8 protein-coding genes are annotated in these 16,377 nt (G+C 33.7%); all 8 read right to left on the reverse strand.

What is annotated here, in order from left to right; translation table 11 throughout:
* Nucleotides 1-274: 274 nt before the first annotated feature.
* Nucleotides 275-1,294 (reverse strand): UDP-glucose 4-epimerase GalE, encoded by a 1,020-nt coding sequence (galE, locus tag OA85_RS14190; RefSeq protein WP_039110438.1) that lies wholly within the window; start codon nt 1,292-1,294, stop codon nt 275-277.
* An 88-nt stretch (nt 1,295-1,382) separates the two neighbouring features.
* Entirely contained in the window at nt 1,383-3,605 is a 2,223-nt protein-coding gene (locus tag OA85_RS14195) for an alpha-galactosidase (protein ID WP_039110440.1), read from the reverse strand.
* Nucleotides 3,606-3,694: 89 nt separating this feature from the next.
* Complete coding sequence (locus OA85_RS14200; protein WP_039110441.1) at nt 3,695-6,829, reverse strand: glycoside hydrolase family 2 TIM barrel-domain containing protein; 3,135 nt, start codon at nt 6,827-6,829, stop codon at nt 3,695-3,697.
* Nucleotides 6,830-6,987: 158 nt separating this feature from the next.
* Nucleotides 6,988-8,505: a RagB/SusD family nutrient uptake outer membrane protein gene (locus OA85_RS14205; protein WP_039110442.1), complete on the reverse strand. Its 1,518-nt coding sequence runs from the start codon at nt 8,503-8,505 to the stop codon at nt 6,988-6,990.
* A 10-nt stretch (nt 8,506-8,515) separates the two neighbouring features.
* A complete protein-coding gene (locus OA85_RS14210; protein WP_052257267.1) occupies nt 8,516-11,590 on the reverse strand; it encodes a TonB-dependent receptor in 3,075 nt (1,024 codons plus the stop codon).
* A gap of 164 nt (nt 11,591-11,754) precedes the next feature.
* Entirely contained in the window at nt 11,755-12,807 is a 1,053-nt protein-coding gene (locus OA85_RS14215; RefSeq protein ID WP_039110444.1) for a UDP-glucose--hexose-1-phosphate uridylyltransferase, read from the reverse strand.
* Nucleotide 12,808: 1 nt separating this feature from the next.
* Nucleotides 12,809-13,978, reverse strand: a complete 1,170-nt coding sequence (gene galK, locus OA85_RS14220) for a galactokinase (RefSeq protein WP_039110445.1) — start codon at nt 13,976-13,978, stop codon at nt 12,809-12,811.
* On the reverse strand, nt 13,978-16,326 hold the full coding sequence (locus OA85_RS14225) for a glycoside hydrolase family 2 TIM barrel-domain containing protein (RefSeq protein ID WP_039110446.1): 2,349 nt from the start codon (nt 16,324-16,326) through the stop codon (nt 13,978-13,980). The genes galK and OA85_RS14225 overlap by 1 nt, the downstream gene beginning before the upstream one ends.
* Between the last annotated feature and the right edge of the window lie 51 nt (nt 16,327-16,377).

Below are 16,377 nucleotides of genomic sequence, written 5' to 3' on the forward strand. Positions count from 1 at the left end.
TCAAACACATCTTATAATTTGGTTAAAAATATACAATTCCATTACAAAATTTAAGTATAAAATGTGATATGTGTTTAAATTATATTGTTATTTTATGAATTACGAAAGTCAAAAGTAAAATAAAAATATTTATTTACGTCATTTATAAATGTATTTTTTACATTTATTACTATTATGTAAGTTAAATACTTAAAAGAGTGGTGTTTCCCCCGTATTAAATACTAATTTTATTTCTGATTCATTTCACTGGTTTACAATACTGTTTTTATTTATTTTAGTTGCTCTTTCTGATTTTCTGCTCCCATTTCCAAGCACTTGCCATCCCTTCTTCAAGAGTTGACTCTGTTTTCCAGCCAAGAATGTTATTCGCCTTATCTGTATTGGCATAAGCCGAAATCACATCTCCTTCTCTTCTATCAACAATCTTGTAGGGTAATTTTTGTCCACTTACTTTTTCGAAAGCTGCAATAACTTCTAAAACAGAGCTTCCTGTTCCTGTTCCAAGATTAAAAGTTTCTATTTTAGCTAAATTCTTTTTGTTAACCAATCGCTGCAAAGCAATAACATGCGCTTTTGCCAAATCGACAACGTGAATATAGTCTCGCACACAAGTCCCATCAGTTGTTGGATAATCATCCCCATAAACGGATAATTCTTTTCTCAATCCAATTCCGGTTTGGGTAATAAATGGCACTAAATTTTGGGGAGTCCCTATAGGCAATTCACCAATTTCTGTTGATGGATGAGCACCAATCGGATTAAAATAACGCAACAAAATAGCGTTTATCCCACTTACTTTTGTAACATCTGTAATGATTTCTTCGCCAATTTGTTTGGTATTCCCGTAAGGTGACATTGCTGGTTTAACTGAGGCACTTTCATTAATCGGCATTGTTTCGGCTTGACCATAAACAGTACAAGATGAACTGAAAATAAAATGAGATTCCGGTTTTTGTTGCAATTCCTGAAGCAAATAGATTAGCGTATTAATGTTGTTTTCATAATACAATAACGGGTTTCCAACACTTTCACCAACTGCTTTAGAAGCTGCAAAATGAATTAGACCAGAAACATCAGAATGTCTTTTGAAAAAATCTTGAACTGATGCTTTCTCTCTCAAATCCAACTTTTCAAAAACTGGCATTATGCCTGTTATAGCAACTATTCCTTTTAAAACTTCTTCAGACGAATTAGAAAGATTATCAATAATCACAACTTCAAAACCTTCCTTTTGTAATTCAACTACAGTATGCGAACCAATAAATCCCAATCCGCCAGTAACTAATATTTTCATAATTTATTATTTATGCTATTTAAAAAACAGTAAAAATTCAGTAGATAACTTATAAATCATTTATTATCTTTTTAACTATTTGGTTGCCTTATTTTACTTCGTTAATCTCTAAAACTACACTCGTTCTTTTCAAAGAAACATTTGGATTTATTCCAGCTTTCATCAAGAAATCGCCTGAGTAAACTTTATCAGAATCAATTGATGAAGTAACGCCTGGATACACGTTAATTTCTTTTACCGTATATTTTTTCTTTGGATTTAATCCGTTTAATACAACTGGTCGCTCAGTAGCAGTAATATTAAATCTATTATTCACTAAGTAGTTAAAAACAACTGCTTTACTTTTCTCTGGATTTACATACATCAATGCTGCAATATTGTTTTCGTGAGGATTCACTAGTCGAAACATATCGCCATGCCAAACTATATCTTTAAATGAATTGTAATTCGAAATAGCTTGTTTGCAAAATGTTTTATCATCAGGGTTTAATTTGCTTGCTACAATATCAAAACCCAATTTTCCCATACTAGCCACATCAACTCTAAATTTTAGTGGTTGTTTTCCCCAATCGGTCACGTGGTTACAGGTTGCAATCGAAGGGAAGAAATAGGAGTAATCCCATTGAACAAAAATTCTTTCCAAAGGTTCGGTGTCATCTGTTGGCCAAAATTCTGTAAAATACTTCAAAAATTCATAATCGCCACGTCCACCGCCACCAGAACATAACATCATTGGAACTTTTGGATATTTGGCACGAATTCGTTGCAGTACTTTATACAATCCTTTGGTGTAATCTACATACAAATTAGATTGTGGCAATCCTTTTTTATTAAGGTATGCGGAATAGGCGTTATAAATAGTCGCATTACAATCCCATTTTATAAATGCTAATTCTGGATTTTTTACAAATAGATTATCTACAATTCCAAAAACAAAATCTTGAACTTCGGGATTCGACAAATCTAAAACGAGCTGATTTCTATAATAAATCTCAGGCCTTTGTGGTTGACGAATTACCCAGTCTAAATGTTTTTCGTATAATTCGCTTTTAGGATTTACCATTTCTGGTTCTATCCAAATACCAAATTTAACTCCTTCTTTTTTAGCTTCTTTTACTAAGTAGCCCAAGCCGCTTGGAAGTTTCTTTTTATTCTCCTGCCAGTCACCAAGCCCTGCATCATCATTATTTCTTGGATATTTATTGCCAAACCATCCATCGTCTAACAAAAACATATCAACACCCAAATCTTTTGCATCTTTAAACAAGCCTTTAAGTTTATTTTCATCAAAATCAAAATAAGTGGCTTCCCAATTGTTCAATAAGGTAAGACGTTCGCCTTGACCATCAAGAAGTCTGTATTTTCTTGCCCAATCGTGAAGGTTTCTACTGGCTTCGCCTGTACCATTATTTGAAAGTGCATAAATTAAAGAAGGAGTTTTAAAAATTTCGTTTGGAGCCAATGAATATTCAGAAGCAAACGGATTGATTCCTGCAATTAGTCTAAGATTTTTATTAGAGTCGATTTCAAATTCAAGTTTAAAATTACTACTCCAAGCTAATTGACCTAACATCACTGTTCCATCATTTTCTGAAGCTGGTTTTCCAAAAGAAACCATAAAATTAGGAGTTTGTGTAAGCATCGCTCTGGTTCCTAATTTTGTATCTAAAGATCTTATTCCCTGCACAAGCTTAGTTTCAACAGGTTGCATTTCTTTTAGATATTCTCCTTGAAAACTGGTGAGATAGAAATCTTTTCCTCCAAAAAACAAATTTGCCGAAGCGTATTTTTGTAACAATACCGCTTTCTTCTCGTTATGTTTTATCTCAGTCCATTGCTCAATTACATTTTCTTTTGCCCAAACTTTATAAAACAAAGTCACCTCAAACGGATAAATTGGATCTTTAAGAATAATACTGGTAATCGAACTATTAGCATCAATTTTTTCCGTTTTATGACTTACATATTTTAGTTCTAAAGAAGTATTTCCATCTGCATGTTTGACCTGAATGGCTGGTTCAGAAAGATTCCAAGTGCCCGATGGTGTGTATGCAGAATTATAAATTCCTTGATTAGAATAATCATAATTATATCCCGCCGAAACCGTTGCAAATTCACTTGCGTTTTCAAGTGGTTTACCAAAATAAACTGTCATCAAACGATTATTATTATCTGTTTGCAACAGCATCATATTGTTATTGGTTGCAATAGGTATTGTAACTTTTTGCGCCCATAAACTGATGACACCAAACATAAAAAACAATGTAAAAACACCTTTTTTATTGAAACAGAATTTTAGTTTTTCTTTCATAATAATTAATTTTAACAGCACCTTTCTATCAGCTCAATTTATTTCACCCTTATTTATAATTGCTAAAATAGGGGCGAAATTTTAATTTTTTATTTCTTTTTAGGTTTAATAACAAAACCGTAATTATATTCTTTATTTTTCAATTGATACTGTTCGTGTGGCATAGCGCCCCAACTGTTGTCTCCACCAACACCTCTTTGTGCTAAATCAACACATACTACAACTTCATGACGTGGTGTAATATCATTCGTATGACGGTATTTTTTAGTCAAACCTGGATCAAAATCTTCAGGATAATTATGTAATGCACTTACACCTAGCGGCTGTAAACCTTCTATTTCAATACCATTTCCTGAACTATTTGTAAGTGTTAACCAACGAACGTCCGTTTTATATCCATTTTCTTGAGGACGTGTATAAGGAACATATTGATCGGCAACTTTACTTTGGTAAATCCCTTTCAAAGAAGAGGTGTTTCTATCTTGATAGTTTTCCCAAGGTCCTCTTCCATAATAACTAAAATTATCTAACTCCTTTTTAAGGGAGAATAACATCCCAAAACGAGGCATTTCGGCTAATGGATTTTCTCCCGCTTTGAATGAATTTTGCACAGTTAAACTACCACTAGAATCCATTGCGTAAGTAATTGTATATGTAGAAGCTACATCCTTTAAGAAAAGGTGAGCCACTACTATTGTTTTACCGGACACTTCTTTGACCTCAATAGCATCCAAATTACTAAATCTTCCCACAGTTCTCCATACATTATTGCTTACTTGCATATAATTCCCAAAATCATTATCCGTAGGTGCTCGCCAAAAATTAGGAACAGGCATTTGATTGAAATAATATTCGTCGTTAGATTTATATTGTTGCATTAAACCCGTTTTCTTATTTATAGTCACTTCAACACCAGCTGCACTAAGAGTGACCGTATCTTCAGTATTTTTAACTATAGGATTTGTGCCAGCATCAGCTGTTTTAACAAAATATTTAGGCTCACCAATTGAAAACTGTTCTCGGGCTACTTCAAAATTTTGAGGTAAAACTTCAGTACCGTCTTTTGTGTAGGCAAAAATATTTAAAAGATATTCTACTCCGTCTTCGGTAGATAATTTTGGCAATTCTAGCTGAACCTCTTTTTTAGATTGTGGCGCAAGACGAATAGCAATAGTTCCCGTTTTGACAACCAACCCATTTTTCAGCACTTCATATTTGAATAGATATTTATCAAGATTGGTATAACTAAATCCATTTTCTACTTGAACAAGTCCTTTTTTCAAATCAGCTCCTGAAAATAAAATATCTTGATATACTTTTTTTACTTCAAAAGCACCAGGATGAGGCGTACGATCTGGCCAAACTAAACCGTTGTGACAGAAATTCTCGTCATTGGTATAATTTTGACTTCCCATATCACCACCATAGGCCCAGTATTTACGTCCTACTTCATCAGTCATTTCAAATCCTTGATCTACCCAATCCCAAATAAATCCTCCTTGCATGTTTTTGCTGCTGCGAATAACGTCCCAATATTCTTGAAAATTTCCACTGCTATTACCCATAGCATGAGCATATTCACACATAATAAAAGGGCGTTTTACGTCCTTACGTTTGGCATACTCTTTCATGTAATCCATACTTGGATACATCGGGCAAACCACATCCGTATTTTCTTTTTCTCCTGCTTGCTCAAATTGAACCAATCGTGTTTTATCTCTATTTTTTATCCAATTATAAGCCTCTTGAAAAACAGGTCCATTTCCGCATTCATTACCCAAAGACCAAAGGATAACCGAAGGTTGGTTTTTGTCGCGTTCTACTAAGCTATAAATACGATCCATGTGAGCTGCTTTCCACTCCGGAAGATAAGCAGGATGTTTTGTTTTATCGAAAGAGCCTTGCAATTCAGCTCCCATTCCATGACTTTCAATATTAGCTTCATCTACCAAGAATAAACCATATTTATTGCATAGTTTTACCCACATTAAGTTATTTGGATAATGACTGCAACGCACCGCATTAATGTTTAATTGCTTCATCAACTTAATGTCCTTCATCATAGTTTCTTTATCCTGATAATGACCTGTTTTAGGATTATGTTCATGAATATTCACACCATGAACCATAATTCGAATACCGTTGACCAATAATTGTCCGTTCTTCAATTCTACTTTTCGAAAACCGATTTGCGTAGCAACCGTTTCAATAAATTTTCCATTTTCATCCTTTAGCGTAAGCAATAAAGTATAAAGATTTGGTGTTTCATTACTCCATAATTTAGGTGCAGAAACATTTTGTGCAAAAGTTGTTGATTCAACTGAATTAGCACCTACATTAATTTTTATTGTTTTCTTAAAAACTTCTTTCCCAGCTGCATCTACTAATTTAGCTTCAATAATCTGGTTGTTTTTCGCAACCGCATTCATATTCTTCAGTTTAACATCAACAGACAGACTTCCGTTTTTATAGGCAGCATCAAGATCAGGACGCGCAAAGAAATCAGCAATACGGGTATTAGTTGTACTGTAAAGATAGACATCGCGGTCGATTCCTGACAAACGCCAAAAATCTTGGTCCTCTAAATACGATCCATCGCTCCAGCGATACACCTCAACAGCAACTTGATTTTTCCCTGTTTTTACATATTTAGTTATATCAAATTCTGTTGGACTTTTTGTGTTTTCACTATACCCTACTTTTTCTCCATTTACCCAAATATACATCGCTGAAGTTCCTGCTTCAAAATGAAGGTAAACACGGCGTCCGTTCCAGTTTTCTGGCAACTCGAAAGCACGTCGGTAAGACCCCACTGGATTATCCGCATGATTAATAAACGGTGGATTTTTGACAAATGGATAAGTAATATTAGTATAAATAGGAATCCCATAACCATCTAATTCCCAGTTTGACGGTACCGCAATTTCTTTCCAATTAGTAGCATTAAAATCAGTTTTAAAAAAATCCATTGGCCGTTCATCTGGTGTTGGTGACCAATTAAATTTCCATTTTCCGTCTAACGTTAAAAACCAAGGAGAACGCGCATAATCATCAGCAATAGCAGATGATTCATCAGCATAAGGCAAAAATGCCGCTCTTGCAGGTTCTCTATTAATCTGAAATATAGCTGGATTTTCCCAATCGTTAGTCGTTGGCTTTTCTTGTGCACACACAACCAAAGAAATAATGGTAAAAATGCAGGATAAAATTGTTGCTTTTTTCATATATAATGAATTTTAAGATCGAATTACTTTTATCTGAAGACATAAAGCTATCAGATGTTTATAAGAGATGACAAATGATTAATTCGCTATAATAAAACGCATTAACCATTTGTCAAGTTCTTATTTAATCTTTTATTAATTAAAAGGTATAACCCAAATTACCAATTGGCATTTTGTGTCATTTTTGGATTGTTATTCAACTCACTTTCTGGAATAGGAAAGAAGTTATATTTCGCTGAGTAATTAAGATAACCGCCAACTTGACTTTCTTTAATTACTTTTTCTAAAGTACCCCATCTTCTTAAATCATACCAGTGAATCCCTTCACGAGCAAATTCAACATTTCTTTGGTGCATAATCTCATCCATCATTTGGGTTTGATTCCATCCTGTCATTGTGATAGTAGCTAACTTTGCTCTGTCTCTTATTCTTTTAACTAAAGGTATCGCTTCAGCCACTTTTCCTTGCATCGTTTTTGCTTCAGCAAGCATTAAAAGAACATCAGCATAACGCATTGCATATTCATTCAATTCTGATTTCCAATCCCCTTCATCATTATTCCACCAGTTTTGGTTTTTTCTAATCCATATAGCATTAGCTCCAAACTTTGATGCAAAATCAGAATTATAATAGGTACTACCCGGATAGTTCCAAGCCAAAGTAGCAAGAGCTCTAGGATCAAAATTATTATCAACCGTTTTTTCTTTAGTCATGGCATCCAATAATACTTTTGTAGGCAACAACTCAAACCATCCTCCAACTTCTCCTGGCGCTAATTCTTGTGCCATAGTAGTTGCTCTAGTTCTTTCGGATGGATTTCCACCCCAAATAGTAGCACCACCTTGTCTGCTGAATTGAATTTCAAACACTGATTCTTTACTATTTTCATGTTTACCATCAAATAGTTGTGCATAATCATCCAAAAGACCAAACCCATTTGCAGATTCGTTATTTACTAGTTTAGAAAATTGCTCTTCGGCTTTTGCCCAATCTTTTAAATACAAATACGATTTCCCAAGGTAAGCAATTGCCGTATTTTTTGTTACTCGACCTTTTAAAGCTGAAGGATAGATTTCAGGTAATGGACTTGTCGCAGCTGCTTGAAAATCAGCAATTATTTGTTTCCACACTTCTTCTTCTGTTGATTTTTCTTTAAAATAATCTGCTGATTCTTTTACTAAATCTGTAAAAATTGGAACACTTCCAAATTCATTTACCAAATTAAAATAGTTCAATCCTCTAAGAAAAGTAGCTTCAGCAACTATTTGTGCTCTTTTTGTTTCATCAATATTCTTGATTTGAGGAGCATAATTGATTACTTGATTGGCACGAAATATACCAATATACATTGCTTTATACATCCCGGTAGTCTCACTTGTACTAGGTGTATTTTTATAACTGGAAACGGCATAACGACCTGGAACATCATTTCTTGCAACAAAATTTTCGGTTCTGTTTTCTTTCAACTGCATCGCTTGTATTTCCCAATAACCCGCGTTATTATTATCTACTAATACATTGTAAACAGTCGCTAATCCAGACTCTAAATCCTCAGGAGTTTGCCAGAAAGAACCAGTTGTTACTTTACTAGGATTTTGTAATTCGAGGTTATCAGAGCAAGAGCTTAGCAAAACCAGTCCTCCCATAAAATATAATATTATTAATTTCTTTTTCATTTTCGTTGATTTAAAAGTTAAGTTGCATACCAAAAATAATAGTCTTGCTTAATGGATACGATTTATAATCGATTCCTCTACCTCCAAGTCCATCAGCCGAAACATCTGGATTATATCCTGTGTATTTAGTAGAAGTGAAAAGATTATCACCTGCAACATAGAATCGACATTTGTCAATTGCTAATTTTTGACTTAAGTCATTAGGAAACGTATATCCTAATTGAATCGTTTTTAATCTAAGATATGACCCATTTTCAAGGAAACGATCTGAGTAATCAGCACCATTATCATTTGGATCATCAATATTTAATCTTGGAAAATTAGAGTTTGGATTAAAAGTAAATGAATTTAAAGTTGAACTGGCATAATTTGTATTTGCTTTTACTGTTGCTAAGTCTGTATTATTTCCATTATATATTTCATTTCCTTGAACTCCTTGAAGAGCTAGGGTCATATCAATTCCTTTCCAATCTGCTTGAAGACGGAATCCATATTCAAAATCAGGGAAAGCACTACCTCTAAATTGTCTGTCTCCAGCATCAATTTTTCCATCTCCATTATAATCAACATATCTGATGTCACCAATTTGAGCTCTAGGCTGAATAGGATTTCCATTTACACTATGTGCATCCAGTTCTTCTTGTGTTCTAAATAATCCGTCAGTCTTAACAAGGAAAAAAGAATAAATAGGATATCCAACTTTACTATAAGTCACTGCTGATCCATGAAATGATCCGCTAGAGCCTGCAAGAATCTGGCTTCCTGTGCTTAGTTCATCAACACGATTTTTTACACTTGAAATATTAGAAGTTATAGAAAAATTAACTCCTCCTACCTTTTGATTGTATGTTAATCCCATCTCAAAACCTTTATTTGAAACCTTCCCTGCATTAGTGTAAGGGTCATTACTAGAACCTACTGACAATGGAATTGGCACACGTAAAAGTAAATCGGAAGTATTTTTCTGGAAGTAATCAAAAGTATAATCTAATTTACCATTCCATAACCCTAAATCAAAACCAACATTAGCTGTTGAAGTTGACTCCCATTTTAACCCAATCGCAGGATAATCTGTTTGAATGTTTCCGATCCAAAGTGTATTTGGCTCTCCTGTACCATAGCTTATTCCTGATGTAATTGACCCCAGATACTGGTAATCTCCAATTTCTTGATTTCCTAAGATACCATAACTAGTACGTATTTTAAATTCAGAAACAGGTAAACCTAAGTTTTTGAAAAACTGTTCTTTTCCTATTCCCCATGCTGCAGAAATGGAAGGGAAATTTCCCCATTTATTTTCTGGGCTAAAACGAGAAGAACCATCACGTCTAAAAGTTGCTGTAAGGATATATTTGTTATCATACGAATATATCGCACGTCCAAGATAAGAAATCAATTTACTCTCAGTAGCATACCCTGATATAGCTGGTTGTTCAGCACCTGCCAAAACAAATATACCATCAGGCATACCTTGAACAGAACCTGAAATAGAACGAAAATTATTTTCATAAATAGTATGTCCTACCAATAAATTTACCGAATGCTTACCAAATTTTTTAGAATAGTTTAAAGTATTTTCTATTTGATAGTATTGATTTAATTCACTTCCTTCCGCTAAAGTATTTTTTAAATTCTTGAAGAATCCACCCACTTCATAACGTGGTGTATAGTTATAACTTTTATGTTCTGAGGCTGTTACCCCAACATTTAATTTATACTTAAACCCATCAAAGAAACTTGCTTCTGCATAGGTATTAATCAATGCTTGGTAATAATCATTTTTAACATCAAAAAGATTCAAAGCTGCCACTGGATTGAATATATCAGTAACCGCACCTGATGCTCCACCATATCCACCTACAGCATTTTCATTATAAATTGCAAACCCTGGAATCATAGAAATAGCAGCTCCAAGAATATTTCTTCCTTGTCCAGGTATTCCTGGTAAATCATTTCTTTTTTCTTTGGTCAACATTACTGTTTCTCCAATTTTAAAAATACCTTTTTTGTAATCCGATTTAACTCTTAAGTTAACACGGTCATAATTAGTTTCCTTGATAACTCCTTCTTGATTAAAGTAGCTCAAAGACATATTGTATTTTAAATTATCTGAACCTCCAGAAAGCCCTAATGAATAGTTTTGTGTAGGAGCTGCTCTGAAAATTTCATTCTGCCAATTAATTCCTGCTCCAGGAACCTGAGGGTTTAAAGCAATGTCCAATGGTGCTTTTCCTGCTGCACTATATGCTGCATTACTTACCTTTGCCCATTGTTCTTGATTTAATAAATCAAGTTTTTTAGTCACACTGGCAATTCCATAAAAAGAATCAAAACTCACTTTCATTTCTCCTTTTTTCCCGCTCTTAGTAGTAATTAAAATTACACCATTTGCAGCTCTAGAACCATAAATTGCAGCCGCAGATGCATCTTTCAAAACTTGAATTGATTCGATGTCATTTGGGTTAAGGTTATTCATTGAGGCAACAGCAATATCATCAACTAATATCAAAGGATTATTATTGTTTAATGATCCTGCACCTCTAATCTGAATTCTGGTTCCAGAACCAGGGGCGCCACCAGCAGACTCTACAGTAACACCGGCAATTTTACCTTGTATTGCACTCCCTAAATTTGTATTACTTTGAGAATCTAATTGTGCTGCTTTTAATCCTCCAACAGCTCCAGTTAAATCACTTTTCTTAACAGTACCATATCCAATTACTACTACTTCATCTAAGGTATTATTCTCTTCTTTAAGTGAAACATTGATCACTTTTCTACCCGCAATAGCTTCTTCTACTTTAGTATATCCAATGTAAGAGAAAACTAGTGTAGCATTAGGGTCAGCTACATTTAATTTATAATTTCCATCGCCGTCAGTCATTGTTGCATTTGTCGTTCCTTTGACAGCTACAGAAGCCCCAATAACGGTTTGAGATGTTTTTTGATCAACAATTGACCCAGTAATAGTGTTCTGAGCCTGTAAACTAATACACGACGTCATAATGATTATTGACATTGTGAGTTTAGATGTTAAGAATGTTTTAATCCTTAACAGCTGATTTACTTTCTTAATGATTTTCATAAATTCATGGTTTTAAAAATTGGTTAGTTAATAATTTTTTTGGGTGTTTATTTAATTATCCTTTTAAAAAAAACAAAAGAATAGTAGCCTTCCTTGCTAAAGAAAGAAATTGAAATTGAGCTAAAAATCAATTCATTCGGAAATTTTACTATATTCTGTGTGGTTTATAGGGAATGCTTATAATGAGATCCTAATAGGTTTTTTAGAATTTCAGCACTCTTTTCAGGAGTAATGTCTCGTTGTGATTCACCAAGCATTTCATATCCTACCATGAATTTTTTTACGGTTGCAGAGCGTAATAATGGTGGATAAAAATGCATGTGAAATTGCCATTCAGGATGTAATTCTCCATCAGTTGGAGATTGATGAATTCCTGATGAGTATGGGAATGACGTTTCAAACAAATTATCGTATTTAGTTGTCAATTGCTTTAAAGTCAAGGCGAAATCAGTGATTTCTTCTTTGGTTAAATCAGTAATTTTTCCAAAATGACGCTTGCTGATTATCATTGTTTCGTAAGGCCAAATTGCCCAAAAAGGAACCAATGCCACAAAATGATCATTCTCAATTACTATACGTTCGTTTAATTTTAATTCCTCTTGTAAATAATCTTGTAAAAGTGTACTTCCATGTTTATCAAAATATGCCTTCTGGTTATTTTGCGTTTTTTCCACTTCTGTTGGTAATGACGATTGCGCCCAAATTTGTCCATGCGGATGCGGATTGCTGCACCCCATAACACTTCCTTTGTTTTCAAAAATCTGAACGTGATTGATGTAATCAACATTACCTAAATCGGTATATTCTTTTTGCCACGTATGAATGATATTTTCAATAGCAGCAACAGGCATTTCCGGCAGTGTAAGATTGTGTTTTGGTGAAAAACAAACCACTCTGGAAATTCCTCTTTCTGGTTGAGCTTTGAAAAAAGTTTCGTTTTTGTCCTCTTCAAATGCAATTTCTTCCTGTTTTAAAGCTGCAAAATCATTTTCAAAGACAAAAGCATTTTCATACGCTGGATTCACTTCCCCATTCGCACGAACATTACCTGGACATAAGTAACAAGTTGGATCATATTCCGGCAAAGAATCTGAGGTAACTGTTTCGTTTTGGCCTTGCCAAGGACGTTTAGAACGGTGAGGAGAAACCAAAACCCATTCGTTAATTAACGGATTATAACGTCTGTGCGGATCTTCGTTGATATCAAAATTTTTCATCCTAGTTATTGTTATAAAGTGATGTACCGTTTCCGATTTTAACATCATAAATTTTTAATTCTATTCCAAAAGCGTCAAAATAAAGTGCCGAAAGTTTCTTTTTAATCCCTTCTTCATGTCCTTTTTTTATCAAGTTGATGGTGCAACCTCCAAAACCTCCACCCATTAATCGGGAACCAACTACCGCTTCTTCCTTTTTAAGAGTATCAACAATCATGTCTAATTCAGCACAACTTACTTCATAATCAGTTGACAATCCTTCGTGAGTTTCAAACATCAATTGTCCTAAAACTTCAATTTTCCCATTATCTAATGCTTCACAGGCTAGTTTTACCCGATTGATTTCTTTTACAACAAAAAGACATCTTTTGAAAACATTGGCACTCATTACCTTTTGCAATTCTAAAACATGTTGCTCCTTACAATCTCTAAAACTAGTGATCTCAGGAAAATTATTTTTTATAATAGCAATACCTTCTTCACATTGCTCTCTTCTTTCATTATAAGCCGATGTCATTAATGAATGTTTTACATTCGAATCGAATAAAATCAAAGAATAATCAATGAAATCTGCATTATGATATTCGAACTCCAATGTTTTGCAATCAATTTTTATGACTTTATTTTCTAAACCCATAACACTCGAAAACTGATCCATTATCCCGCAATTGATTCCTACCCAATGCTCAGCACTTTGACCTATTAGTGCAATATCAACTGGTTTTATATTCAAATTGAAAAGTTCATTTATTCCAAATAAAAAACCACATTCTAAAGCCGCTGAAGAAGATAAACCAGAACCAACAGGAATATTACTGCTAAAAACACAGTTGAATCCTTCAAATTCAAAATCATTTATTTTCAATTGATTAACAACCCCACGAATATAATTAGTCCAAACATTATCCGTTAGTTCCATTGAATCAGTAACATCAATTTCAAATTCATCATCAAGATCAATCGCAATTATTCTTGATGTATCTGAATTACTTTTTTCGAAAGCAAAACAAATAATTTTATCAATCGCTGCAGGCAAAACATAGCCATCATTGTAATCAATATGTTCCCCAATGATGTTAATTCTTCCCGGAGAAAGCACTACTTTTTGTGGCTCAGCACCAAATGTTTCTTTAAAAAAAGCGGTCGTTTTTTTGATTAAAATATCATTCATTATTTAGAAATTGTAAGCGTTCCATTTTGTAATCGTTCGGAACTTGACGTTATTTTTATTGATGTTTTTAAGTTTGATGTTTTAAGAATAATAGTTGCGATTCCTGCTTCGGCCTTTACTGGATTTTTACCTATTAATTCTGCATTGCCTTCGCTTAAAGCAAAAGTCACTTCATTAGTTGCATCAGGAATAATAGTTCCATTCTCATCTGTAATTTTGGCATAAACAAAAACCATATCGGGATAATTCGGATTGATTGCTTTTGATGAAACATCATAATTCAATGCTATTTTAGCAGCACTTTCAGGTGTTTTTACCACATTTGAAACTACTTTCTTTCCTTTTATAAAACCTTCAGCACGTAAAGTTCCCGGAATAAATTTTTCTGCTTTAAAAACAAATGGCGCATGCTTTAATTCATCACTATTTTGATTTATTGTTGGTTTTTGTTTCCCAACCAAAACATCATTCAAATACAAAGCAACTTCGTCGCAATTACTATAAACGGTTATATTCAATGGAGAATTTGAAGTCCAATAATTCGCAATATGTACCATTGGGCCAGAAACTATTTTTTTATCTAAAATGCTATTTGTATCTCGTTGGCTTTGATAAAAATAGTAGGCAAATTTTGGAATCCTAAAAATGTCGCTTATTCCAGAACTCTCTAAATCATTACTGTAACCGCGATTGTAATCGAACATCACCCAGTTTGCTTCACCAATAGTCTGTACTCCTTTTCTATTCGAATTAGCCGCTTCCTGAAAATTATAGGCTTGTTGCAACAATCTTTTTTCACCATTGCTACGCAACTGACGGGAAGTTCTTTCATCTTCTTTCAAATTTGAAAATTCCTTTTGATTAAATCCGGCATTTTGCGCATAATACTCCCAATCACCATATTCAGCAATGAAAATTTTACGATTTCCTTTGTTGTATTTGGTCCAATAATCTGGTGCTTTTCCGTGCTGACGCGCAGGTATAAACAAATCATAATTATCGTTATCAATCCAACTGGCACTGTAATTATGAGCAAAAGGCAATTCCTCTTTCAAGGCTTTTGTCGCTTCTTTCATAAAACTTTCACTCATTTCGGTTTCATTCAAAGAGGCTTCCCAAAAAATAATACTCGGATGATTTCGGTCTCTTCTCGCCATATCCCGAATATCTTTGATAGCATTTTTTTGAAAAGTATCATTCCCGAAAAACTGCCAACCCGTCAAACTATTCATTACTAAAATTCCCAATTCATCACAAGCATTTAAGAATGCTTCGGCATGTGGATAATGTGATAATCGGACAAAATCAAAACCTGCATTTTTAATTTTCACCGCATCACGATATTGTGCTTCATCCGAAATAGCGTATCCTAAATACGGATATTCCTGATGTTCGTTTGTTCCAGTAATGTATACTTTTTCGTCATTGAGATAATAACCATCGTCTTTTATTTCGGATTTTCGGATTCCCACTTTTTCCGAATAACTATCGATTATTTTATCATTTGAAATGACCTGGACTTCTAAATGGTATAAATTTGGGTTCGAAATTGACCATAAATTTGGATTTTTTACTTCAATCTTTTGAGTAATCGATTTATCTGAATTGGATTTTATCGTAAATGCTTTGGATTTAAATTCTAGTTTTCCGCCTTCTTTAGTAGTTAGAATAAATTTCAATAAAGCCTGTTTTGCAACTGCAAATTCATTTTTCAAATCTACCTGAACTGTTCCTGAAGCTTTCTCTTTATTAATGTTATCAAAGTTTGCATAAATCCCGCCACTTGCTTTTTTATCTGCCTGAACGGCATTGGTAATGTATAATTTATCTGTTGTAAGGAGATATACATTTCTATAAATCCCACCATAATAATTAAAATCTAAATCCTTCAATGATTTTCCCGGAAGAAATTCTGGATTATCTTCATTGTTGACTTTAACTTTTATCGTATTCTCTTTTTTCGAATTTAAAAAAGGTGTGATATCTATCGTAAATGGCAAATAACCCCCTTTATGATTGGTTACTTTTTGATTGTTTATCCAAACATCTGCTTCTTGCATTACTCCTTCAAAATAAAGAAAGATTTTCTTGTTGTTTGAATTTCCAACTTTGAACTTTTTTTGATACCATGACGTTCCCTGAAATTGATTATTGACTACCAAAGGTTCAATTTTATCAGTATGTGGAATCGTTATTTTCTCCCAATTGGAAGCTATTTTTTCTTCTCTTTTGAATTCCCAATCAAAACCAAAGTTTATTTTAGTTCTAGATTGCGCTTGCACTTTTCCAAAAGAAAAAGTCAGCGTAATTAGCAATAGAAAAATAATATGTTTCGGAATCAACTTCATTTTTTGGTACAATAAAAATTTAAATAAATAAAAACAGCAATTATTATAATT

Source organism: Flavobacterium sp. AED (assembly GCF_000812945.1).
Taxonomy (GTDB): Bacteria; Bacteroidota; Bacteroidia; order Flavobacteriales; family Flavobacteriaceae; genus Flavobacterium.